The organism is Paraburkholderia bannensis NBRC 103871 (assembly GCF_000685015.1).
Classification (GTDB): Bacteria; Pseudomonadota; Gammaproteobacteria; order Burkholderiales; family Burkholderiaceae; genus Paraburkholderia; species Paraburkholderia bannensis.
Genome location: NZ_BAYA01000010.1, coordinates 20,756 through 43,177 on the forward strand (window position 1 = coordinate 20,756; position 22,422 = coordinate 43,177).

Annotated in this window: 20 protein-coding genes; 6 read left to right on the forward strand and 14 right to left on the reverse strand. The window is 63.1% G+C overall.

The annotated features are described in order from the left end of the window. Positions 1–3: 3 nt before the first annotated feature. The 8 genes from BBA01S_RS41550 to BBA01S_RS17270 form a co-directional block, all read right to left on the reverse strand. Positions 4–1,932: an extracellular solute-binding protein gene (locus tag BBA01S_RS41550; protein ID WP_084162232.1), complete on the reverse strand. Its 1,929-nt coding sequence runs from the start codon at positions 1,930–1,932 to the stop codon at positions 4–6. 143 nt (positions 1,933–2,075) lie between these two features. Further along, on the reverse strand, positions 2,076–4,787 hold the full coding sequence (locus BBA01S_RS17235) for a TonB-dependent receptor (protein ID WP_027817551.1): 2,712 nt from the start codon (positions 4,785–4,787) through the stop codon (positions 2,076–2,078). A gap of 380 nt (positions 4,788–5,167) precedes the next feature. Further along, positions 5,168–5,743 carry a helix-turn-helix domain-containing protein gene (locus BBA01S_RS17245; protein WP_027817552.1) on the reverse strand — a complete coding sequence of 192 codons (576 nt, stop codon included), beginning with the start codon at positions 5,741–5,743 and terminating at the stop codon, positions 5,168–5,170. A 148-nt stretch (positions 5,744–5,891) separates the two neighbouring features. Further along, complete coding sequence (locus BBA01S_RS17250; protein WP_407668320.1) at positions 5,892–7,085, reverse strand: tetratricopeptide repeat protein; 1,194 nt, start codon at positions 7,083–7,085, stop codon at positions 5,892–5,894. An 8-nt stretch (positions 7,086–7,093) separates the two neighbouring features. After that, positions 7,094–7,522 carry an ExbD/TolR family protein gene (locus tag BBA01S_RS17255; protein WP_027817554.1) on the reverse strand — a complete coding sequence of 143 codons (429 nt, stop codon included), beginning with the start codon at positions 7,520–7,522 and terminating at the stop codon, positions 7,094–7,096. 98 nt (positions 7,523–7,620) lie between these two features. Further along, a complete protein-coding gene (locus BBA01S_RS17260; protein WP_027817555.1) occupies positions 7,621–8,046 on the reverse strand; it encodes an ExbD/TolR family protein in 426 nt (141 codons plus the stop codon). Positions 8,047–8,064: 18 nt separating this feature from the next. After that, entirely contained in the window at positions 8,065–8,991 is a 927-nt protein-coding gene (locus BBA01S_RS17265; RefSeq protein ID WP_027817556.1) for a MotA/TolQ/ExbB proton channel family protein, read from the reverse strand. An 86-nt stretch (positions 8,992–9,077) separates the two neighbouring features. Then, on the reverse strand, positions 9,078–9,794 hold the full coding sequence (locus BBA01S_RS17270; RefSeq protein WP_027817557.1) for an energy transducer TonB: 717 nt from the start codon (positions 9,792–9,794) through the stop codon (positions 9,078–9,080). Between the two features lie 680 nt (positions 9,795–10,474). On the opposite strand from BBA01S_RS17270, the gene BBA01S_RS17275 reads away from it, so the two are divergent. Both BBA01S_RS17275 and BBA01S_RS17280 read left to right on the forward strand, forming a co-directional pair. Next, on the forward strand, positions 10,475–11,008 hold the full coding sequence (locus BBA01S_RS17275; protein ID WP_027817558.1) for a MarR family winged helix-turn-helix transcriptional regulator: 534 nt from the start codon (positions 10,475–10,477) through the stop codon (positions 11,006–11,008). Further along, positions 11,005–12,201: an MFS transporter gene (locus tag BBA01S_RS17280; protein ID WP_027817559.1), complete on the forward strand. Its 1,197-nt coding sequence runs from the start codon at positions 11,005–11,007 to the stop codon at positions 12,199–12,201. The genes BBA01S_RS17275 and BBA01S_RS17280 overlap by 4 nt, the downstream gene beginning before the upstream one ends. A gap of 96 nt (positions 12,202–12,297) precedes the next feature. Here BBA01S_RS17280 and BBA01S_RS17285 read toward each other — a convergent pair whose 3' ends face one another. Together BBA01S_RS17285 and BBA01S_RS17290 are read right to left on the reverse strand one after the other, a co-directional pair. Continuing rightward, positions 12,298–12,582, reverse strand: a complete 285-nt coding sequence (locus tag BBA01S_RS17285; RefSeq protein ID WP_027817560.1) for a hypothetical protein — start codon at positions 12,580–12,582, stop codon at positions 12,298–12,300. Positions 12,583–12,699: 117 nt separating this feature from the next. Beyond that, positions 12,700–13,146, reverse strand: coding sequence for an ester cyclase (locus tag BBA01S_RS17290; RefSeq protein ID WP_027817561.1), 447 nt, complete (start codon positions 13,144–13,146; stop codon positions 12,700–12,702). Positions 13,147–13,242: 96 nt separating this feature from the next. Here BBA01S_RS17290 and BBA01S_RS17295 point away from each other — a divergent pair, with 96 nt between their 5' ends. Beyond that, entirely contained in the window at positions 13,243–14,154 is a 912-nt protein-coding gene (locus BBA01S_RS17295; RefSeq protein ID WP_027817562.1) for a LysR family transcriptional regulator, read from the forward strand. 116 nt (positions 14,155–14,270) lie between these two features. Here BBA01S_RS17295 and BBA01S_RS17300 read toward each other — a convergent pair whose 3' ends face one another. After that, positions 14,271–15,332, reverse strand: a complete 1,062-nt coding sequence (locus BBA01S_RS17300; protein WP_027817563.1) for a purine-nucleoside phosphorylase — start codon at positions 15,330–15,332, stop codon at positions 14,271–14,273. 164 nt (positions 15,333–15,496) lie between these two features. Between BBA01S_RS17300 and BBA01S_RS17305 the strand changes: the two genes are divergently transcribed. Continuing rightward, positions 15,497–16,417 (forward strand): alpha/beta fold hydrolase, encoded by a 921-nt coding sequence (locus BBA01S_RS17305; RefSeq protein WP_218004245.1) that lies wholly within the window; start codon positions 15,497–15,499, stop codon positions 16,415–16,417. Here BBA01S_RS17305 and BBA01S_RS45185 read toward each other — a convergent pair. Beyond that, complete coding sequence (locus tag BBA01S_RS45185) at positions 16,414–16,821, reverse strand: hypothetical protein (RefSeq protein WP_052391768.1); 408 nt, start codon at positions 16,819–16,821, stop codon at positions 16,414–16,416. The two genes, BBA01S_RS17305 and BBA01S_RS45185, sit on opposite strands and share 4 nt — an antisense overlap. A gap of 453 nt (positions 16,822–17,274) precedes the next feature. Between BBA01S_RS45185 and BBA01S_RS17315 the strand changes: the two genes are divergently transcribed. Further along, positions 17,275–19,188 (forward strand): potassium transporter Kup, encoded by a 1,914-nt coding sequence (locus BBA01S_RS17315; protein WP_027817565.1) that lies wholly within the window; start codon positions 17,275–17,277, stop codon positions 19,186–19,188. A gap of 141 nt (positions 19,189–19,329) precedes the next feature. Further along, positions 19,330–20,490, forward strand: a complete 1,161-nt coding sequence (gene dinB, locus BBA01S_RS17320) for a DNA polymerase IV (RefSeq protein WP_027817566.1) — start codon at positions 19,330–19,332, stop codon at positions 20,488–20,490. Positions 20,491–20,519: 29 nt separating this feature from the next. Here dinB and BBA01S_RS17325 read toward each other — a convergent pair whose 3' ends face one another. After that, positions 20,520–21,647, reverse strand: coding sequence for an aminotransferase class V-fold PLP-dependent enzyme (locus BBA01S_RS17325; protein ID WP_027817567.1), 1,128 nt, complete (start codon positions 21,645–21,647; stop codon positions 20,520–20,522). Positions 21,648–21,782: 135 nt separating this feature from the next. Further along, positions 21,783–22,214, reverse strand: coding sequence for a hypothetical protein (locus BBA01S_RS17330; protein WP_027817568.1), 432 nt, complete (start codon positions 22,212–22,214; stop codon positions 21,783–21,785). Positions 22,215–22,422 lie beyond the last annotated feature (208 nt).

Genomic DNA, 22,422 nt, shown 5'->3' on the forward strand with positions numbered 1-22,422 from the left:
TCCTTACTGCGCGGCAACGGCCGCTTGCGTATTTTTCGTATCCTGCCCGTCGTGGACATTGCCGCGCGCGGGATCGGGTGCGCCCGGCTTGCGGTACCAGTAGTCGATCGCCCACTCTTCCGGCACGTAGGTCGTCGGCGAATTCTTTGGCCGTCCTATCGATGTCTTGAAGGCGAAGCGCTCGTTGGGCGCGTAGTACTCGGGCACGAGGAAATACTCGTTCATCAGCACGCGGTCGAGCGCATGCGTGGCCGTTTCCAGCTCAGCCAGCGTGCTGGCTTTTTGCACGGCCTCCACCAGCTTGTCGACGACCGGCATGCGCACGCCCGAATAGTTTTCCGAGCCCACCTGCGAAGCCGCCGCGCTGCCGAAGCGACGCACCAGCTCCGCGCCCGGAATGGTCGTGGGCGGATAGATATAGGTGGTCATGTCGTAATCGAAATTGTCCAGGCGCTTCTGGTACAGCGCGCTGTCGATTTCGTGCAGGTGCGCCTGGATGCCGAGCATGCCCAGCGCCTGCGTGTACGGCAGGATCAGACGATCCATGCCGGGCTCGTCGTCCATGATTTCGATGGTCATGGCCTCGCCTGCCGCGTTGCGCAGCGCGCCGTCGCGGTAGTGCCAGCCCGCCTGCGCAAGCAGGTCGCGCGCTTCGCGCAGGTTGCCGCGCAATGAGTTGGGCGGCAGCGTATTCGGCAACTGCAGCATCGGGCCGAACACTTCGGGCGGCAGGCTCGCGCGGTACGGTTCGAGCAGCGCGAGCTCCTGCGGCGAAGGCATGCCGGTCGCCGCGAACGGGCTCACGTCGAAATAGCTTTTCAGGCGCGTGTACTGACCGTAGAACATCATGCGGTTCATCCAGTCGTAGTCGAACGCCAGCGACAGCGCATGGCGCACGCGCACGTCCTGGAAGCGCGCCTTGCGGGTGTTGATGAGCATGCCCTGGAACTGCGCGGGGCTGGTCGGCAACGCTTCCTTCGTCAGCATGCCGTTGCGGAAGTTCTTGCCCACGTATTTGCGCGCCCATTGCGTCGCGCTGTATTCGACGTGCACGTCGGCATCGCCGGCCTTGAAGGCTTCGAGCTGCGTGTAGAGATCGAGATACAGATTGAAGACGATGCGCTCGAAGCGGAACATGCCGCGCCGCGTGGGCAAATCGACGGCCCAGTACTGGGGATTGCGGCGGTAGACGATCTGCTTGTCGTTCTTGCGCGACTCGATCAGGTACGCGCCGCTCGCAATCGGCGGCACGTTCGAGAGCTGGTCGAAGGGAATCGTGGTGCCGTCGGCCTTCTGCGCCCACTTGGGCGAGAAGATCGGCAGGTCGCCCGCGATCAGCGGCGCATCGCGCTCGGCGCGGCTGAATTCGAAGCGCACGGTATGGGCATCGACCACCACGGCGCGCTTGATCACCGCAAACTGCGCGTTGAAGAGCGGCGACGCCTTCGGACTCGTTAGCATATCGAACGAGTACTTGACGTCCGTCGCCGTGATGGGGTCGCCATTGGAAAAGCGCGCGCGCGGATCGATATGGAACGTCGCCGAAGCGAGATCGGGCGCGACGTCCACGCTTTGCGCGATCAGCGGATATTCAGAGGCCAGCTCGTCCCAGCTGCGCTGCATCAGCGTGTCGAACATCAGGCTCTGGATGTCCGGCGCAGGCGAGCCGCGCACGAGGAACGGATTGAGCGAATCGTAACTCTGCGCTTCGTTGAAGTTCTGGAAGCTCAGGCTGCCGTCGGCGGGGGCGCTCGGGTCGGCGTAATCGAAATGCGTGAAGTCGGGCGGATACCTGGGCGCGTCGTACTGCGCGATGGCCGTGGCCGCCTGCGCGGCGGGCACCAGCACGGGCACGAATGCCGCTGCCAGCGCGCACGCTGCAAACGCCGCGCCGCTTGCTGCCAGGGCGCGTGCACAGTTCGTGAGTCTCATCTTCGGTCTTTCTGTCCGCAGGGTTTGCGTGGCAGGCGCGCGGCGCGAGTACGACCTTCGCGCCGCGGCCTTCGGTGCGTCCTTTGTGAGGACAGGGCCGGTTGCCCGGCCCGTTCTTGCTTTCACTTCAACTCGTGCTGCGTTTAGAACTTGTACGTCGCGCCGATCTGGATATAACGGCCGATGTAGTTGTAGAGCGACTGGTCGTAACCGGTCTGGTCGATCGCACCGAGCCAGAGCGGATCGTACGGCGGCGCCTTGTTGAAGATGTTGTTGATGCCGCCGTAGATCGTCCAGTGCTTGAAGCCCGAGTACGCGACGTTCAGGTTGAACTGGCTATACGACGCCGTCGAATAGTTCAGGCCAAGCGCGTCCGAGTACGGCCCGATGTACTGCCATTCGAGCGTGCCGTTCCACTTGTGCCAGTTCCACGACAGGTCGGTCGTGCCCTTCCAGCGCGGGAACGAGCCGCCGAACGGCTGTGCGAGCGTCGAGTCGTTGCCCGCGCCGTCGACCGTGCCGGTCTCCGAGCCGATGCCGTCCATCTTGAAGTGCCACACGTAGGCCCAGTCCGCCGACAGCGTGAAGCGGCCGATCTGCGTGTTGACCGACTGGCTGAACGTCGTTTCGAAGCCCGACGTATCGAACGAACCCAGGTTCTGGTACGGCTCGACCATGTAGGCGATCGAACCATCCGGGTTGTAGACCGTCTTGGAGTTATCCACCACTGCGCCAATCGCGTGATCGACGTGGATCTTGTAGAAGTCGAAGCCGATATCGGTGCCGCGCGCCGGCGACAGCTGGAAGCCGATGTTGTAGTTCTTCGTGCGTTCCGGCTGGAGCTTCGTGTTGCCGGTCGTCACGACGGTTTCGTCCGCGCCGTTCGGGCCGACCGGCGAGATGCCGGTGCTCGTCGAGTCGGTGTTCTCGACGAAGGTCGGCGCACGGAAGCCGCGGTTGTACGAGCCGTACATCGTCAACTGCTGGATCGGCTGGAAGCGCAGCGCGAAGCGCGGCGAGAACGCACCGCCGAAGTCGCTGTAGTGGTCATAGCGACCCGACTGGCTGAACGTCAGCATCTTTTGCCAGAGCGGAATGTCGACCTGGTAATACACGGCCGCCACGTTGCGCTCGCCATCGACGGTCTGCAGGGCCGGGCTCAGCACCGAGCCATCCATCGTGTTGGCGCCCTGGTTGATGCGCTCGCTCTGGTGCGTGAACTGGCTGCCGAGACCGAGGCCCACGTCGCCGGTCGGGATGTGGAACAGGTTAGGCGTGGACAGCGTCGCGTCGACAACGTCCAGCTTCGACACCGCGATGTTGTTGGTGTCCGTGAACACGCCGTTCAGGCCATTGGGCGTCGCCGACGGATTGGCGAAATCGTAGGTGCCGTTCGCGAGCATGTTCTCCACGCCCGACACACTAAGCTGGCCGGTCGTGGTGTTGGTCACGGTGCTCTGCGAGTGGCCGTACGACAGCGCCCAGTCCCAGTCCTGCTTCGAGAGCGAGAAGTTGCCCTTGATCCCCATGGCCGCGCGATAGAAGTTCGCTTCGGTCGTATCGGAGACGGTGTTCGGCAGCCACGTGAAGAGCGTGGCGTCCGTGCCGAACGGGTTGTACGGGTTGCTCGCCGGGACGATGGCCTGCCACGCGGAGAGCGTGCCCGTCGCCGGGTTGTAGACCGTCTTGTTGCCAAGGTACGAAGCAAAGTCGTTCGTGACCGTCTTGATGTTGCTTTCCCAGAGGTCGGCCCAGGCGGTCGTGTTGTCGTTGACCTTGAAGTCGGCGTGAACCTTGGCGTTCCAGCGCTCCGTCCACGGATCGATCGAGCCGGATTCGGCGGTGTTGTGACCGCATACCGTGCCGCCCGAGGCCGCGCCCGTGCTCGTCGCGATGACGTTGCCGCTGAACGGCTGGACGGTGCCCTGGCAGGGGCTCAGCGCCTGCGCGAGACCCGTGGTCGGGTTGAGCCAGTACGACGGCGACATGACCGAGCCGCCGTAGCCCTTGTTGCTGAAGTCCTGGTTCTCGGTGGTGTCGCGATCCGCGAGCGTGAAGCCGTTCGACTTGTAGTAGCTCGCCGTCGCGGTCACGTTGAAGCGGTCGCTCGTGAGGTTGCCGAAGCCGCCAAGGATGCCGAACTTGGTCGTGCCCGCGCCGCCTTGCGTCGCGCCGCCGTAGCTGCCGTCAAGCTGCAGGCCCTGGAAATCGTGCTTCGTGATGATGTTCACGACGCCTGCGATGGCGTCCGAACCATACTGCGAAACCGCGCCCGTCTTCACCACTTCGATGCGCTCGACGGCGTTCAGGGGAATGGCGTTAAGGTCGAAGAACGTATCGGTGCCGTTCACGGCGAACGCATACGGCGCGACGCGCTGGCCGTCGATCAGCACGAGCGTGTATTTCTCGCTCAGGCCGCGCAGTGCGATGCCCGCGCCGCCCGCCGCGAAGCTGTCGTCGTTCGACTCGCCCCAGCTATTGGCCGAGTTCGCCGAGATCGTGCGCATATAGTCCGATACGCTGTTCGCGCCGGAATCCTGGATCTGCTGCGGCGTGATCGTCTGCACCTGCTGGAAGCCGGTCTTGTCGGACTGGCGGATCAGCGAGCCGGTCACCTCGAACTTCTTGAGCTGCGCGACGTTCTCGCCGTTCGACTTGGTCGACTTGGTCGCCGTAGCCGACGTTGCGCCCGATGTCGCGGCGGCGTCCGAAGCGCCCGCCGGAGCGGCCGCCGTTGCGCCGCCCGATGCGGCTGGCTGGCTCTGTGCGAACACAGGCGCCGCGATGGCCGCCGATAGTGCGAGTTCAGCCCAGATTATCCTTTTAATGGCTAGCGCCAAAACCCTCTGTTTCACGTTTTCCCCTTCTCACTCGTCAGTCACGCCCACTTGCGCCATGCGGAGCGAGGTCTTTTGAACCTCGCCATCGATTGACGACGCTGTCGCGTCGCGCCCCATTGCGTGAATCGTCCCTGGCGTGCGGTCAGGCACGCCAGGACGATCCGCTCACACACTTCAATTTAAAATTGGACTACTAACGGCTTTCACAGCGTATGCGCCATGCAATCGAAGCATCGAACATTCATGACGTCCATGACGTTCATTGCGGGCGCCTTCGTTCCACGCGGCTCCCCTGTTGCACCTTTTTGTGCCGCGTGGAGGAAGTCTTTTTTATTTCTGCACTGCTAATGTTCTTCGTTCGCTTGAGGTGCGACTTGTCTGCGCCAGCGGCCCTGCTAGATCAGCTTTGGCGTTCCCACCCACACGAATACGCTTTCCGTATCCGATGGATTGGCCCATCCATGCGGCACGGCCGATTCGAAGTGCGCGGTATCGCCGGCGCGCAGCACGAACGTGGCGTCTTCCACCGTGAGCGACACCTCGCCGCTCAATACATACATGAACTCTTCCGCCGACTGTGCGGCGACCTGGAAATGCTTCGCGCCCGCCGGGACTTTCACGAGCTGCGCTGCGAGACCGAGATTGCCGTCCGGCTTCGTCAGGTACCCGTACTGATTGTCCGAACCTTTGAAATCCGAGAACGTCATCCGCTCGGCGCGACGTACGACCTGTGCCTCGCCCTGCGTACCGACGAAGTACTGCAAGCTCACGCCCAGCGCCCGCGCAATGCCGATCAGCGCGCGCAGCGAAGGCGTAGCGTGTCCGCGTTCCACCTGCGAGAGATAAGGCTTGGAAATACCTGCCTGCGCCGCCGTTTCATCCAGGGTGAGCCTGAGCCGCTGGCGCAGGGTGCGAATACGGCGGCCAGTTATTGCTGCAACATATGCCTTGTCGTTCAGTGATGAAACCATAGCAAGACAAAATAGCGAATCAAAAATTGTTTGATTAGATAGAACAACTTTTTATTGGCGCAACACCTCCCAGTAGCGTCATTAAAGATGACGCGCCTCCCTTTCGATCCGGTTGAATGCCCCGCAGAAAACAACCAACAACAGTGAATCAGGATTTCGTGGCGATCAGCAGCCAGAGCTGCGCCAGATCTGCTGCGCCGTCGTTGCCCTTGACCGCCTTGAACGTCGTGACCGCACGCGCTTTCTGGCCCGCGAAGTAATACGCTTCGCCCAGCCGCAGGCGCGCCATGTCCGGATGATCGACGCCCTTCGCCAGCGCCGCTTCCATTGCCGCGAAGCCCGCCTGCTGCTGGCCCGCGAACACCTGGTTAAAGCCCGCGTCGAACGGTGCGACCGGATTTTGCGGATCGGGCGGCGAGCTTGCGCGCTTTGCCGCCAGCGCCTGAAGACGGCGCTCGCGATCGGCCTGTGCATCATGCCCCAGCGCGCCGCTGGAAAAGCCCTGATCGACGATCTGTTTGCCTTCGGCCGTCGACCCGGACATGATCGCGAGCTGCGTCATTTCCATGTAGTCGTCCGCGCTCGCCAGCGACCCGGCAGCGCGACGCAGACGATAGACGTCGACATCCAGTGCGGACAGGTAACCGGGCTTGCTGCGGATCGCGTGAATCAGGTCAGTCCAGTATTCAGGCTTCGAATGGAACGCCACGAGCTTTTCGAGCGCGCCGCGATACGCCGCCGCATCGTTGGCGCGCTGCGCCACGGTGCCCAGCAATTGCAGTTGCGCTTCGTCCGGTGCGTGGCCCGCGCGCGTCTGCGCATCGACGCTCGACTTGAGCAGCGTGAGCGCGCCCGCATTGTCGCCGCTGAGGTAATACGATTCGATCAGCAGCGTCTGCATCTGCGGATCGCCGCCGCCCAGCTTCTGGTAGCGCTGCGCGGCGCTGATCGCCTTGCCATATTCCTTTTGCTGGAAGTACAGGCCGGCTAGCGCGGCAGCCGTGCGCTGGCCGTCTTCGCCCTTCACCTGGCCGCTCGCGAGCAGCGTTTCGTAAGCGTGTTCCGCCGTGGCGTTGTCGCCTGCGGCGGCCGCCGTCGCGCCACGCATTTCCTCGATCGTGACGGTTTCGTAGTCGCTGCGATTGGGCACGGCAGCGGCTTGCGAGATCTTCGCGAGCGCCTCGGAATAGCGATGCGCCCGGTAAAGCGTCTGGGCGTCGTTGAGCGGCTTCGCCACTTCGGGGCGCATCGTTTGCGCCTGCGCCGCCGGAATCGCCAGCGGCGTCACGCCGAGCGCGCCCGCCAGCAGCGCCAGTCTGAATCGATGTGCAATACGCGTCACGTCATCCCTCACTGCATGTACTGTTCATTGCCGATCAAGCCGATCTTCGTCGCGCCCACGCGCTGCGCCGCCGCCATCACGGCTGCCACGTCGCGGTACGGCACGAGCCGGTTCGGGCGCAGATGGATCTCGGGCTGGTCGGCCTGCGCCGCCGCCTGGGAAAGCCGCGATTCGAGATCCGCCTCGTTGGGAACGGGCTGCCCGTTCCACGTCGTCGTGCCGTCGAAGTCAATGTCGATCTGCACGATCTGCGGCTGCGTGATCGGCGGCGGCGGATTGCCCACCGGCAGATTCATCTTGATCGAATGCATCTGGATCGGGATGGTGATGATCAGCATGATCAGCAGCACCAGCATCACGTCGATGAGCGGCGTGGTGTTGATGTCGACCATCACTTCCGGCTCGCCACCACCGCCCGAAGACACGTTCATACCCATGACTTCCCCCTGCCCCGCAAGCGGGCATATTGCTGCTTCATTGACTCAGTGAACTGCACCCGGCCGGGTGCGGGCCTGCCCTTTCACCGCCTGGCGGCTTAACCGCCGCGCGGCGGCGGCTCGGTGATGAACGACACCTTGGCGATGCCTGCACGCTCGCACGCGGTGAGCACGCGACCGATGAATTCGTAGCGCGTGCCCTGGTCGCCGCGCACGTGCACTTCCGGCTGCGGGGTCTGCTGCGAGACCGACTTCAGCCGCGCGAGCATCGTCGGCGCATCGACCAGCGCCTCGTTCCAGAAGAAGTTGCCGTCGCGGTTGATGGCGATTTCGACGCTCTTTGGCGTGGTCTGCAGCGGCTGCACCGTTTCCTTGGGCAGCTGCACGGGCACGGTATGCGTCACCACCGGAATCGTGATCAGGAAAATGATCAGCAAGACCAGCATCACGTCGACGAGCGGCGTCGTGTTGATGGCGGAGATGACTTCGTCGTCGCCGCCCTCCTGTCCCACGCTCATGGCCATGGCGTACCTCTCGCTAAGTTAGTCGGCCATCGCGACGGCGCGCGATGCGACACGCCCGTTGCGCTTGCCACCGGCGAGCAGCACCGCATGCAGCTGGGCGCCAAAGGCGCGCACGCGCTCCATCACGGCCTTGTTGCGACGCACGAGGAAGTTGTAGCCCAGCACCGCCGGCACTGCCACCGCAAGGCCGATGGCCGTCATGATGAGCGCTTCGCCAACCGGGCCCGCCACCTTGTCGATCGAGGCCTGACCGGCGATGCCGATGGCCGTCAGTGCGTGATAGATGCCCCAGACCGTGCCGAAGAGGCCGACGAACGGCGCGGTCGAGCCCACGGTGCCGAGGAAGGCCAGGCCGTCCTGGAGGCGGTTCGACACGCTGGTGATCGAGCGCTCGACCGACACGTCGATCCACGTATTGCGATCGACGGCTTCGAGCAGCGCGTCGTCGTGATGCTCGCCCGCTTCGATGGCGGTCTCGGCGATGAAGCGGAACGGCGACGATTCTTCAAGCTGCTTCGCGCCATCGGCGAGCGTCGGCGCATTCCAGATCTGCTCGTCCGCCGACTTGGCGCGGCGATTCGCACGGGCCTGTTCGATGAACTTGGTGACCATGATGTACCAGCTGCCCATCGACATGATCACGAGCAGCACCAGCACGAAACGCGCGACGAAGTCGCCGTTCTTCCACAGCGCGCCCAGGCCGTAGGGGTTGCTCACCGTCTCGGACGTAGCCGGTGCGGGCGGCGGCTGGTCGGCCGCCGTGGCTGCGGGTGCAGGCGCGGGCGCCGCCGAGGTCGTCGCCGTATCGCTGGCCGAAGCCGCGGCGCTGCTCGCGCTGGTGTCGCTGGCCTGTGCATGGGCGAGCGTGGGAAGGACTAGGGTGTCAACCGTGGCTACGGCGAACACCATGCTGGCCGCCAGTGCGGCGAAAGAACGCTTCTTCATGCCTGCTCCAGTTCATTTGTACAACTTACGAATCGTGACTGATAAATCGCCACCCGAATGCTGCCGTCCTGCGTGTGCGCCTCAAGTCAATTGAGGTTGAACGAGAACGGCACCTGCACGCGGACCGGCTGCCCCTGCGAAATGCAATTGAACTGCTTGACTGCGTTGAAGGCTGCGCGATCGAGGCTTTCGTCGTCGGCGGACTTCGCAATGCGTTCGTTCGTGACGTGGCCTTGCGGATCGACGACAAACTCGACGAGCACGTCGCCAGTCACATTGTTTTCCTGCGCTTCCTGCGGATACTTGATGCTGGAACGGATCTGGTCGGAGTTCGGGCACACCACGCCAACTTCATGGCTCACCGGCTTGGCCGGCGCGGCGGGTGCCGGCGGCGCGGGCGGCGCCGTGACGGGCGCACTCTGCACCGGCGTGGCCGCATGCGTGATGGTGGCCTGCGGCGGCGTCTGCACCGGCACCTCGGGCGGCGGCACGAACGGCGGCGGCGGCGGCGTGAACTTCGGCGGCGGCAGCTGCACCGTCGGCAACGGCGGCGGAGGCGGCGGCGTCACCGGCTTGATGATCTTCGTTTCGATGGGATGCTGGATCACCTGCACGACCTTGGTCGCAAGGCCATTGATCAGCGCGTAAATCAACACGATATGCAGCAGCAGGACAACCGCGATGCCGCCGAAGCGGCGCACCGGATTCTGCTGCTTGCGGCCGAACTCGCGCGGCCGGGCGGGCCGCACGCCGCCCGCCGGGTGTGCCGCTTGTACCGATTGCAGACTGACTTCCCCTTTCATCACCACCGTCGCTCCCTTGGGTGCGATGCACCCATTCTCTGCGGTGCCGCGCCGCGACGCCCGAGCGTGCGCGGCCCGTCACACCGGGCAATCTGTTTCGTTTGCAGTCCGAATCTAATGTCTTGCGTCCAACAGGCCAAAGCAACGGCAACCCGCGCTATTGCAGCGGCCTGATTGCAACGTTGGAGCTTCAAAAACGGCGCTCGCGCTACACGGCACAGCGCGGTGTCAATTGTGTGGCGAAGCGCACATTTCGTTTAGTGGACGGAAAGATAGCAAGTAAAAAACTTGTGAGCAAACTTTTTTTGATGCGGGAATACGACGTTTATAAAACCACTCTAATTCGCCTGAAATCCAGCTGGAACGGGCCTCCGGGCATTGACCCGGATTTATTTTAGGTGCAGCATTGGATAAATCTTACAAATAGAAAGCTGAAACTTTTCAAATTCAATTCAATTCCGCTTTATTAAACAAATTGGTGCATCGCACATTAAATGCTGCATAATGGTGCATGCGATTTAGATTAAATGCCGTTTAAATCGATGTCCAGGGATAACACCAGGATTGCCCGGATTCGCTCCCGCCATTTAATTCGCATCCCGATAAATATTAAAAGCTTGTCGTCCTCATCAAATGTGTGCAGACTGCATATGTGTGCAATGCATATATTTGGGTGCCACATGACGCAACGTACGGAAAACCTGCTTGGCGCGCTCGCCGTGCTCGTCACGGACGAGCTGTACGCGCTCGACACCGTTCCCGCCCTTTCCGGCGCCACCACCCGCGCGATGCTCAACGCCATCGGCCAGTATCCGGGCGCGTCCATCGAACTGTTGCGCGAGTCCGTCGCGCTGTCGCATCCAGCGGCGGTACGCGCGGTCGCCGGACTGGTCGAAGCGGGCCTGGTCGAGAAACTGGCCGGAGTCGACAAGCGATCCGTTTCATTGGCGCTTAGCGCTGCCGGCCGGCGGGAGGCCAAGCGCCTGCAGCGCGCACGGGACGCCATGTTGACGCGCATCGTCGGCCACCTGAGCAATAAGGAACGCGAAGTTTTCGAGGACTTGCTGATCAAGATGCTCTGGCACGAGACCCGTGACCCTGCGCATGCCATGCAGCTCTGCCGCTTTTGCGACGAGGGGCCATGTCTCCAGGCAGGCTGCCCCATCGAATGCCGCGACGAAGGTCTCCCCATGCCGTCCCGGAGCGCGCAGTGAAACCGGCAGCGGCGGTGCGCTGGCCCGCCATCGCGGCGCTCACCGCTGTATCGACGCTCGCGCAGATTGGACAGTTCGGCATTGGTTTCATCGTGCTGCCGGTCTGGCTCGCGCACCAGGGTCTCGACGCACAGCGCGCGGGCGTGTTCGCCGCGGCGCAATGGGCGGGTATGTTCGTCGGACTCCTGATGGCCCCGGCGACCGTGGTGCGAATAGGTGCGAAGTGCACCGTGACGCTTGGCCTCGCGGCCAGTGTCGTGGCGTTCCTGGCGGCAGGCTGGTTGTCATGGCCGCTCTGGATTGCCGCTGGCGTGCTGACCGGCCTGGGGATCGGTTTGCGTTGGATCGCTAATGAATCGTGGCTTTATGGTCTTGTACCCGAGCACCTCAGCGGCCGCGTGGTGGGCGTGCATGAGACGCTGATCGCGACCGCGGGCGTGATTGCCCCCGCACTGGCCGCAGCGTGCGGCGCGGACGGCTCCATCACGATGATCGCAGGCTTGTCATTCACGTGCGCGGCGGCGCTCCCGCTGTGGCTGACCGCATCGGCGCCTGCGGTGCATCCCGTCGCGCGTAAAGCGGTGATCCAGCACGATGTGCGGACGCCGACGCCGACGCTCGGCGCACGGATTTATCTCGGCATGATCGTGGTGGCCGTGGGCGGCGTGATCGACGGCGCGCTGTATGGACTCTTTCCGCTCTACGCCAGCGCGCGCGGGATGAGCGTTACGCAGGCCGCCCTGCTGCTTTCGTGCCTGGGTCTGGGCGGCATGACGCTGCAATATCCGGTCGGCTGGATGGCTGACCGGATCGGCCTGGGATTCACTGTGCTCACGTGCGCGACACTCAGTACGCTCGGGCTCATAGCCTTCGCACTCGTCCAGCCGACGACATGGGTGCTTCCGGCGTGCGGGCTGCTGGTCGGCGGCATGAATAGCGCGTTCATCACGCTGGGCATGTACGCAGCCGCGTGCAGCGAGAAAACCGCAATCGTGCGCAACATGCGGCTGGTGTCCCTGACGTTCACCGCAAGCTCGATCATCGGGCCGCTTGTCGCGAGTTCCGCAATGAGGGCGTTCGGCAACGACGCGCTGATGTGGCCTCTCGCCATTGCCAGTGCAGCGCTGGCCTTCTTTACGCTGGGCATCTGCGAAGGACGGCGTCTGCGCAGCGCTCCTGCGCCGGCGAACTGAAGCATCGCGCCGCAGCACGCAAATCATTCGCCGACGTATTTGCTACGCACTACCAACCGTCCCGCGCAGACGGCGCGATCCTGCTATCTACACCGATCAGCTCGCGCGCATTCTGGCAGCGTGACTTTGCGCAAGAAACTGCCGAATGCGCGCCAGGTGCAGGTCGCCGACTGCCGTGTGAGTGGACTTGCCCGCACCAACCTGGCGCTGGACTGGCGGCCACGCTCCCAGATAGCGGCACAGCGCGGAAACGAATGGCCGCCGCCCTCCGCTGGCGAGGCGCTGCACCGCTGCCTCGACGCGCTGCTCGCCTACGTTCGCCACCAGCCACGCCATGGCCTGACGGTCTTCGTCATTCAGAATGCGGATCGACGATTTCATGTAACCCTCCGTACTGGACGTATACACATACTGTTAATTTATACAGTATTTCGCCAATCCGCAAGGACGAATCGATTCGTGGCGTGGGCGAACGCGACCAGCTTCGCGCCCAGGCATTCAGGATTGAGCCGGAAACCGGCCAAGCTGCTGGAACAGGCCGAACCAGTCTTCCATGTGCCAGGTCGTCGTTACGCGCTGTCCGTCCAGTGCATGGAACTCATGCAGACGGAAGCTGACACGCTTGCCGGTGGGCGCAATGCCAAACAGTTCGCCCCGATGCGTGCCGGTGATTTCGGCGCGCACTGCGATCTGGCCGGGCACCTGGATCAAGTCGTGAATGACGATCTGAACGTCGGGAAAGGCCTCGCCGAAACTACGGATGATCGGCTTGATACCGTCCGGCCCAGGGCCTTGTTCCGGCCCCAGCGGTATGTCCTCCCAATCTGGCGCCAGCACACTGTCGACCAGATCGGGGGCTTTTTCGTTGAAGGCGCGGTATAGCGTTTCCACGGCCGTACGTTCGGCGCGAAGGCGCTCGCTTAATTGGGGAATGATTTGTTTCATAGGTCTACTCCGGGTGACGATCGTGATACGACGAGAGTGTGAGACCCCGAGTAAAATCCCTCCAACAAATAACCGATATAGATGATTATTTGATTCATGGATTTTCATGGCATCGACTTGAACCTGCTGGTGGCCTTCGACGCGTTGATGCGCGAGCGCAACGTGACGCGCGCTGCCGCGCAGATCGGCGTCAGCCAGCCGGCCATGAGTGCGGCGTTGTCGCGGCTGCGCACGCTGCTCGGCGACCCGCTGTTTATACGGAGTGCCAACGGACTCCTGCCGACAGCGCGCGCCCGCGACCTGGCCGATCCGATCGCGCAGGCGCTACGCCAGATCGAAACGACGCTTGTCGGCACGCGCGCATTCGCACCTGGCGAAGCGGCGCTCACGGTCAACGTGGGGTTGTCGGACTATCCGGCCTTCGTGCTGTTGCCTGCGTTGCTGGAAGCGGTTGCGCAGGAAGCGCCGGGCATGGCGATCAACGTGCAGGCCTTCAATGACCGCGACGATGCGGTGGATCTGCTCGATGCCGGCGCCATCGACGTGGCCGTCGGCGTGCCGCCCACCCACCCGGAAAGCCGGATCCTGACGCGCCCGATCCTGCGCGATGAGTTCGTCACGATTGTCGCCAGCACTCAACCTGCGGCACGACGCGGGATGAACATGGCGACGTATCTGTCCTTGTCCCACGCACTGGTGTCGCCCGAGGGGCAGCGGCATGGCCTGGTCGACCAGGCATTGGCGCAACAAGGCAAACAGCGCAAGCTCGCGCTTACGCTGCCGCAAATGTTCGCCGTTCCGGCTGTCGTTGCGCGCACAACCATGACGGCCACGCTCATGAAACGGGTCGCGCTCAATTCGCCCGCCATCGACAAACTGGCTCTGTTCCCACCGCCCATCGCCCTGCCGGAGATCGTCTTCCACCTCATCTGGCATCGACGCACCGACGGTGATTCCGCACAACAGTGGCTGCGGGCGCAAATCGAATCCGTCGCCGCTGCGCTATGACGCGCCGCCACGCGACTGGCGCGGCCATCAGCGGCATTTGACGACTTCATGGCGGGCGCGCGCCCGATGCCAGGCAACAGCCTGACTTTCGAACGCGCGATGCTGCCTGCCAGCCTTTATCGACGTGGCACGCCGTCACGCCATTCACCCCAGTGCGTCACGATATCCTGCACCAGCGGATTGCCCGCAAGGTACAGGTTGTCGATCGCGATGGCGAAACCGCCCTGGGATGCGTAGTTCAGCAGATTGTCCGCGCTCGATTGCCCTGCATACGGACGGTCGAAGTCCGATCCCGCACGCAGCACCGCGACTCGATTGAGGTCGACGCGATGCGTCGCCGCCGCGCGCGACAGCGCCTCGTAAGTGGCGTTGTCTTCCTGCTGCGTCGTGCAATAGGTGCCCTTGCCGTCGGTCAGGATCTTCGTCCATTGCCGCGCGCGTTCGCCGATGTCGGTACCCGACCACCAGGTGTCGCCCGCCAGCGTATCGCACTGGATCACGGTTGGCGGGCGGTTCGCCGGCGCATAGGTGTATTTGGCTCGCGCCGCCTGTGCCTGCGCGCCGTCGCTTAGCGTCACGTTGCGCGACAGCGCGAACGCTGCGTTCGAGAGCGCCGGATTGAGCTGAAAGACTTCGGTGCGATAGTCGAGCGGCGGCTTCTGCGTCGGCCCGGTAGTGTTGATGCCGAGATAACCGGTGTTCCAGCCGGACGGAATTTCGCGCCCGTCGATTTCCCATTGAACGCCGAAGTCGACCAGCCAGTTCGCCCAGGCAGCGGAGCCCACCGTCCCTTGCGCCGGATCGATACCGGCAATGCCCGCGACCATGAAATACGTATGCCGCAAATCGAAACGCGGCGAGAACGCCAGCGCCATGATCGACGCTGCTGCATTCGCATGCCCCATGCCGGTCGTCATTACACAGATGTCCTGACGATTGCAGTGCACAGCCGGATAGTCGGGGGACAGCCCCGCGACGGTGATGTCCTGCCACGGGCCGAGATGATCGAGCCAGACCTGGCCTTCCGGGCCGAACATCGACACGATCATCACCTTGACCTGGCGGCCATGCGATGCACCGCCCTCGCTAAAACTGTCGTCGGCGTGCGCCATGACTGGTGCAACGGCACCCGCCACGAGCAGCGACGAAATCACTGCACCAAAAACACGATCGAGCATAAGAGACCCCACCTGTCAGGTAAGAACTGCGGTTGCGAAACGTGAATCGCGTGCCGTGTTGTCGACGGAACCCGTCTATTTTTATCGGCGTGCAGCGTGGGGCCTGGGCGTGAGCCATTCAGGCGACGCCAGTATAAGCGGAGAAAAAATTCCATTGGCAAGCGGTGAACGCGCGCCAAATAGACGTGAATGGAATATCCCGTGGACGCCGGGTGTTATCTGTGAAAAAGGAGATTCTCATGCACATCGACACGGCGATCCGGCGAACCACCGTCACGACCTCGCACGGTTCCATTGCCATCCAGGAAAACGGTGCAGGCGCAACGACCGTCCTGTTCATTCACGGCAATTCGTCCTGTGGCGACGTTTTTCAACATCAACTGCGGGGATCACTCGCGCGCAGTCACAGGCTGATTGCACTCGACCTGCCTGGACACGGCCAATCGGACAATGCACTTGATCCGTCGCGTACCTATTCACGCAGCGGTTTCGCCGATGCGGCCGTGGAACTGCTTCACGAATTGGGCATCAGCGAAGCGGTGGTTGTGGGCTGGTCGCTCGGTGGGCATATCGGCATCGACATGCTGACGCGTTTTCAGGGCATGCGAGGGCTGATGATCGTGGGCGCGCCGCCGGTCGGCCGCGACACTATGCGTGAAGGTTTCATGGGTTTGCCGCAGACAGGCGCGGCTGGCCGAAAAACTCTCTCCGACGCCGACATCGACGGCTTCATGCAGGCGACATTCGGCGAGCGTCCGGCGTTCCTGCGGTATGCGATCCTGCGCTCGGATGGACGCTTTCGCGAGCATCTTTTCCAGGCAATGCGCGCCGACGATTACGCCGACGATTACACCGATCAACGCACGACCGTCAAAAACAGCGCCGTGTCGATTGCCGTGCTAAACGGCGCCGACGACCAGGTGATCAATCTCGACTACGTGGATCGCGTGGCGTACGGCAATCTCTGGGAGGGCCGTTGCCATCGCATTGCAGGATCGGGACATGCGCCGTTCTGGCAGCAAGCGCAGCGATTCGATCGCCTCCTCGCGCGCTTTCTCGATGACGTGACGCCGAAGCTCGACTAGAAGTTGACGCGCGACGACGCTTCCAGATGCGCCTCGCCCTCGGCGATCATTTCAGCGGCTATTTCCAGCACTTCCGCGAGCCGGCCAAGAATTTCGTCGTGCCACTCCATGCCGTCGTCGAGCAATGGCGGCTTCGCCAGGTGCTCGATGAGCGAGTTGGCCGTTTCGAGGAACGGCACGGCACCGTGGTAGCAACGCGCCGCCAGCATGGCCTCGTTGACGGCATCTTTGAGCGCATCCTCGTAGGCGGCGGTGTGTCCCGTCGACTGTTCGTGCAGCGCTTCGTGAAGCGCATCGATACGCGACGGCGCATGCGATTCCAGGTCGCGCGTCCTGTGTTGCAGGCTCGCGTAACGGGCGCGCAGCGCGGTTTCGCTCGGGTTCAGGTTTGACGACTCTTCCATGGATTGCAGATCGGTGATTCGCGTTGATTCGCGGTAATTCGGTGTTGGCGCGCTATCTTACTGCGGACTGCACGCCGACCGGTCGTTCTGTTTGTATCGGCGTCGCTATGCCACCGGTTCGACGCACACCCAGCGCAAGTCGACCCACACCCAACGGGGCACGCACATCAGGCCCCGATCTTACAAAGATTCGCGACGGAAGACTCCGGTAAGGCGACTGGAATGGAGTTGTCATGCCCGCTCCTCGATATCGTCTGCGCATTGGTGGCTCATTGAGGCCTTCGCGACGCCTTACTCACTGGGCATTCTCCACACGGTTGCGCACGCCGTCGCACGTCCATGACAGGAAAACTTTAAGGGGCCCAGTTTATTTTGTACGCTGTTGGAAACAGGCGGGCAATAGCGAATAGCGCCGCGTGCGGCGCAACACCCGCCACTGGGAAGGAGCCACTCATGGAACCGTCTTCAGCCCCGCAATCGAGCGCCCACGGCGGCACCATCGACGCCTCGATGGCCAAGCTCGCGCTGGCCGCCATCGGCATCGTATTCGGCGATATCGGCACCAGTCCGCTCTACACGATGAGCACCGTTTTCGACTCGGGGCACGGCCTCGTGCTCAACCGCGCCAATGTGCTGGGCGTGGTGTCGCTCATCATCTGGTCGTTGATGATCGTGGTGACGCTCAAGTACGTGACGCTCATCATGCGCGCCCACAACCACGGCGAGGGCGGCATCATGGCGCTGCTGGCGCTGGCGTCCAGTTCGGTGATGGATCGCCCGCGCCTGCGCAACGGGCTGCTGCTCGCGGGCGTGTTCGGCGCGGCGCTGTTCTATGGCGACGGCGTCATTACGCCGGCCATTTCGGTGCTCAGCGCAGTCGAGGGCCTGGAAGTGGCGGAGCCGCTCCTCAAGCCCTATGTCGTGCCGATTGCACTGGGCGTGCTGGTGGCCCTGTTCCTCGTGCAGCGGCGCGGCACGGCGGGGATCGGCGCGGTATTCGGGCCGGTGATGGTGCTGTGGTTTGGCGTGATTGCGGTGTCGGGCGTGCTCAATATCGGCCAGGCACCGGCGATCCTCGACGCATTCAACCCGTTCGTGGGCCTCGCATTCCTGATCCGCAACGGCTGGGTAGCGTTCGTTTCGCTGGGCGCGGTCGTGCTGGCGCTGACCGGCGCGGAGGCGCTGTACGCCGACATGGGCCACTTCGGCGCGCCGCCGATCCGCCTGTCGTGGTTCGCGCTGGTGCTGCCCGCGCTGGCGCTCAATTACCTCGGCCAGGGTGCGTTGCTGCTGTCCAGCCCCAAGGCGGTCGACAACCCCTTCTTCCACCTGTTCCCGTCGATGGCGTTGTTCCCGATGGTGCTGCTAGCCACGATGGCGACGGTGATCGCTTCGCAGGCCGTGATCAGCGGCGCGTTTTCGATGACGCGGCAAGCGATGCAACTGGGCTTCATGCCGCGCATGGGCATCGTGCACACTTCCGAGCGCGAAGTCGGCCAGATCTACGTACCCGCCATCAACTGGCTGCTCTTGATCGCGGTCGTGGCGGCGGTGCTGGGCTTCGGCTCGTCCACCGCGCTGGGTTCGGCGTACGGAATCGCCGTAACGGGCACCATGATGATCACCACCTTCCTCACGTTTTACGTGGTGCGCTACGCATGGCGCTATAACTGGGCGCTGTGCGTATTCGCCACTGGATTTTTCTTCGCCATCGACGTCACGTTTTTCGCGGCCAACCTGCTCAAGTTCGTCGATGGCGGCTGGTTCCCGCTGCTGCTCGGCGCCATCATGTTTATCATCATGTCCACCTGGTACCGTGGCCGCGCGCTGATGGTCGAAGAGGCTCGCGGCCATGCGGGCACGCAGCCGCTGGCGCGCTACCTCGACGGCCTGTTTGCGGGCAAGACGATCCGCGTGCCGGGCACCGCGGTGTTCCTCAACATCGACGCCAACGCCGTGCCGCACGCGCTCGTCAACAACCTGGAGCACAACCATGTGCTGCACGAACGCGCGCTGTTCGTCCATGTGAAGAACCTGGACGTGCCCTATGTGCCGCAAGACCAGCGTGTGACGATCACGCCGCTGGGCCACAACTGCCACTGCGTCGTGGTGGCCTACGGCTTCAAGGACGAGGCGAACCTGCCCCAGGCGCTGCGCGACTGCGAGCCTAAGGGCCTCGTGATCGATCCGGCGCAGGTGTCCTGGTTCCTCAGTCATGCGACCGTGGTGGCGACCGGCGGCAAAGGCATGCCGGTGTGGCGCGAACAGCTGTTCAGCGTGATGGTGCACAACATCGGCAATATCGCGGCCTATTTCAAGCTGACCGCGAACCGCGTGATCGAACTGGGTTCGCGGGTGGAGATTTAAGCTGGCATTCTCATGCGAGCCCAGCTAGCCGGTTCCTTGCGGTAGAATACTGTAGATATATACAGTACCCGTAGTGGTGCCGCCCCAATAGCAAAACGGGGGCGCACTGCCGGGCCGGCTTCCCGATCAGCTGACTCAAGCGTGACCAGTCACTCACCGCGCCGCATTGCTCACCTCGACATGGACGCCTTTTACGCGTCCGTGGAGCTTTTGCGCTATCCCGAACTGCGCGGCAAGCCCGTGGTGATCGGCGGCGGACGCAACGCCGTGCCGGAAACCCTGCCCGACGGCACACGCCGCTTTGCGCGCCTGCGCGACTATGTGGGACGCGGCGTGGTCACGACTTCGACCTATGAGGCGCGCGCCTTCGGCGTGTTCTCCGCGATGGGCATGATGAAGGCCGCGCAACTCGCGCCCGACGCCATTCTTTTGCCCACCGACTTCGACTCGTACCGGCGCTATTCGCGCCTGTTCAAGGACGCCGTCCACACCTTCACGGATCAGATCGAAGATCGCGGCATCGACGAAATCTATATCGATCTCACCCACATCGAAGGCGAATCGAGCGAGCTGGGACGCCGGATCAAGGAGGCCGTGCATCAGGCGACCGGCCTCACGTGCTCAATCGCCATCGCGCCCAACAAGCTGCTCGCGAAAATCGGCTCGGAACTGGACAAGCCGAACGGGCTCACGATCCTCACGATGGAGCATCTACAGACGCGTATCTGGCCGTTGCCCGCGAAAAAGGTCAATGGTATCGGGCCGCGCGCGAACGACCGGCTGGCGAGCATCGGCATCGGCACGATTGGCGAGTTGGCCGCAGCGGATCCCGGGCTATTGCAGGAGCATTTCGGGCGGACTTACGCCGCGTGGCTGGCGCGGATCGCGCAAGGTCTCGACGAACGCGACGTCGTCGTGTCGTCGGAGCCAAAGTCCATGAGCCGCGAAACCACCTTCGAGCGCGATATGCACGTGGTGCGCGACCGCGCCACGCTCACGCCTGCACTGACGCGTCTTTGCGAGCGCGTCACCGAGGATCTTCAGCGCAAGGGTTATCGCGGCCGCACGGTGGGCCTGAAAATCAAGTTCGCCGACTTCAAGATCGTCACGCGCGATCTCTCGCTGCCGGAGCCGGTGGCCGATGCCGCGTCCATCCGGCGCGCGGTTGGCGAGTGCCTGAAACGGGTCTCGCTGGATCGACGCATTCGCCTGATTGGCGTGCGCATCGGTTCGCTCGAAGCCGCCGGGGAGACTGCGCCGGCAAAAGTGCCGACGCAGTGCGAGCTGCCGTTCGACGGCTAGCACGCTGCCGCTCAAACCACCAGCGTGGTTTAACTCAGGCTGTCCAGCGCTTTGGCGAATTTCGCGACCGTGCCTTCGACATTGTGCAGTTTGTCCAGACCGAAAAGCCCGATACGGAAGGTCTTGAAGTCCGCCGGTTCGTCGACCTGCAAAGGCACGCCCGCCGCGATCTGCAAACCGGCATCGGCGAACTTCTTGCCCGAGCGAATGCCATCGTCGTCGGTGTAGCTGACCACGACGCCCGGCGCCTGAAAGCCTTCGGCGGCCACGCTGCGGAAGCCCTTGCCGGCTAGCAGCGCACGAATGCGCTCGCCGAGTTCGAGCTGCGCCGCTCTCACTTTTTCGAAGCCGTAGGCCTCGGTTTCCTTCATCACGTCGCGCAGCGTCGCGAGGCTGTCGGTCGGCATCGTGGCGTGATACGCGAAGCCGCCATCTTCGTAGGCTTCCATGATTTGCAGCCACTTGCGCAGGTCGCAGGCAAAGCTGGTGCTGGTCGTCGAATCGATTCTTTCGCGGGCAAGCGCGCCTAGCATCACGAGCCCGCAGCACGGCGACGCGCTCCAGCCCTTTTGCGGCGCGCTAATGAGGATGTCGACGCCAGTGGCTTCCATGTCCACCCAGATCGTGCCGGAGGCGATGCAATCGAGCACGAACATGCCGCCGACGGCGTGCACGGCGTCCGCGACCGCGCGCAGATACGCATCGGGCAACATCATGCCGGACGCGGTTTCGACGTGCGGTGCAAACACCAGGTCGGGTTTGTTTTGCTGGATCGCCGCGACGACTTCTTCGACGGGCGGCGGCGCATAGGCCGCCTGCCTGCCTTCTTCGACCGGACGCGCCTTCAGCACGATCGATTCGGACGGGATGCTGCCCATGTCGAATATCTGCGTCCAGCGAAAGCTGAACCAGCCATTGCGGATCACCAGGCACTTCTTGCCGGTCGCGAACTGGCGCGCCACGGCTTCCATGCCGAACGTCCCGCTGCCCGGCACGATGGCGACGGCCTTCGCGTTGTACACCTTCTTCAGCGATGCGGACAGGTCGCGCATGACGCCCTGAAAGCGCTGCGACATGTGATTGATCGAGCGGTCGGTGTAGACCACTGAATATTCGAGGAGCCCATCGGGATCGACATTGGGAAGTAAACCTGGCACGCTCGCCTCCAATACGGATTGAATGTTGTGAGCCGCAGTACAGACCGGCCTTTTTTGCAGCGACGAAAACCGATTCTAACGAAAGGCCGCCTGCACGTGGCAATGATGCGTTGCAGCAGCCGGATTAGCCGCGACCTAGCCGTGACGCGCGGGCGGCTGCGGATTATTGGCCGGGTTCGTATCGAAGCGGCTCACGCTCTCGACGCCTGTGCCACCCTCGCCTGCCAGCGCCAGAAGGCGCGCGTACAGCCAGTCGGCGGGTTCGCGGTCGTAGACCTCCTGGCCGCTCACATACACCGTAAATGACTTCAGATACTTCGCTTTTTTCGCGGGATTCTCGATCGTATCTTTAGTCCACTGATAAAGCGGATAGTGCTGCGGGCCTGCGCGTTCCGCCTCTTGCACATAGTCGGCGAAAGCATGGTACTGGCACTTCAGCGAAGCGTCGCGCTCACGCAGAATCTCGTCGATCATGTCGCTTTGCGCACACTTTTCACGCGAACGCAATGCGTCAGCCAGTTCGGGCGTGACCGTCATGCGAACCTGGAATTGCCATGTTTCTGCCATCGTTGTCTCCTGAGCCAACCCGCAGCATAGCCTTTCAGGGCGGCAAAGCCATGATTTGCGGCGAGCTTGTGCCAGCACGCGCGAGGACGATAGAATCTTCCCCGCCGAAAATAGAGTGGCAGGTTGGTATCTCCTGCGCCCACTTGCTGGGTTCTTACTACGCCGCGGCGTCAACCTTACTTTGAACAAGTCGAGGGGGCGCGCTGTG

Coding starts and splice junctions, on each gene's coding strand:
- BBA01S_RS17245 (WP_027817552.1), bottom strand. CDS start 5,743: ATGGTTTCATCACTGAACGACAAGGCATATGTTGCAGCAATAACTGGC.
- BBA01S_RS17260 (WP_027817555.1), bottom strand. CDS start 8,046: ATGGCCATGAGCGTGGGACAGGAGGGCGGCGACGACGAAGTCATCTCC.
- BBA01S_RS17290 (WP_027817561.1), bottom strand. CDS start 13,146: ATGAAACAAATCATTCCCCAATTAAGCGAGCGCCTTCGCGCCGAACGT.
- BBA01S_RS45185 (WP_052391768.1), bottom strand. CDS start 16,821: ATGGAAGAGTCGTCAAACCTGAACCCGAGCGAAACCGCGCTGCGCGCC.
- BBA01S_RS17300 (WP_027817563.1), bottom strand. CDS start 15,332: ATGCTCGATCGTGTTTTTGGTGCAGTGATTTCGTCGCTGCTCGTGGCG.
- BBA01S_RS17265 (WP_027817556.1), bottom strand. CDS start 8,991: ATGAAGAAGCGTTCTTTCGCCGCACTGGCGGCCAGCATGGTGTTCGCC.
- BBA01S_RS17295 (WP_027817562.1), top strand. CDS start 13,243: ATGGATTTTCATGGCATCGACTTGAACCTGCTGGTGGCCTTCGACGCG.
- BBA01S_RS41550 (WP_084162232.1), bottom strand. CDS start 1,932: ATGAGACTCACGAACTGTGCACGCGCCCTGGCAGCAAGCGGCGCGGCG.
- BBA01S_RS17275 (WP_027817558.1), top strand. CDS start 10,475: ATGACGCAACGTACGGAAAACCTGCTTGGCGCGCTCGCCGTGCTCGTC.
- BBA01S_RS17285 (WP_027817560.1), bottom strand. CDS start 12,582: ATGAAATCGTCGATCCGCATTCTGAATGACGAAGACCGTCAGGCCATG.
- BBA01S_RS17270 (WP_027817557.1), bottom strand. CDS start 9,794: ATGAAAGGGGAAGTCAGTCTGCAATCGGTACAAGCGGCACACCCGGCG.
- BBA01S_RS17255 (WP_027817554.1), bottom strand. CDS start 7,522: ATGGGTATGAACGTGTCTTCGGGCGGTGGTGGCGAGCCGGAAGTGATG.
- BBA01S_RS17315 (WP_027817565.1), top strand. CDS start 17,275: ATGGAACCGTCTTCAGCCCCGCAATCGAGCGCCCACGGCGGCACCATC.
- BBA01S_RS17330 (WP_027817568.1), bottom strand. CDS start 22,214: ATGGCAGAAACATGGCAATTCCAGGTTCGCATGACGGTCACGCCCGAA.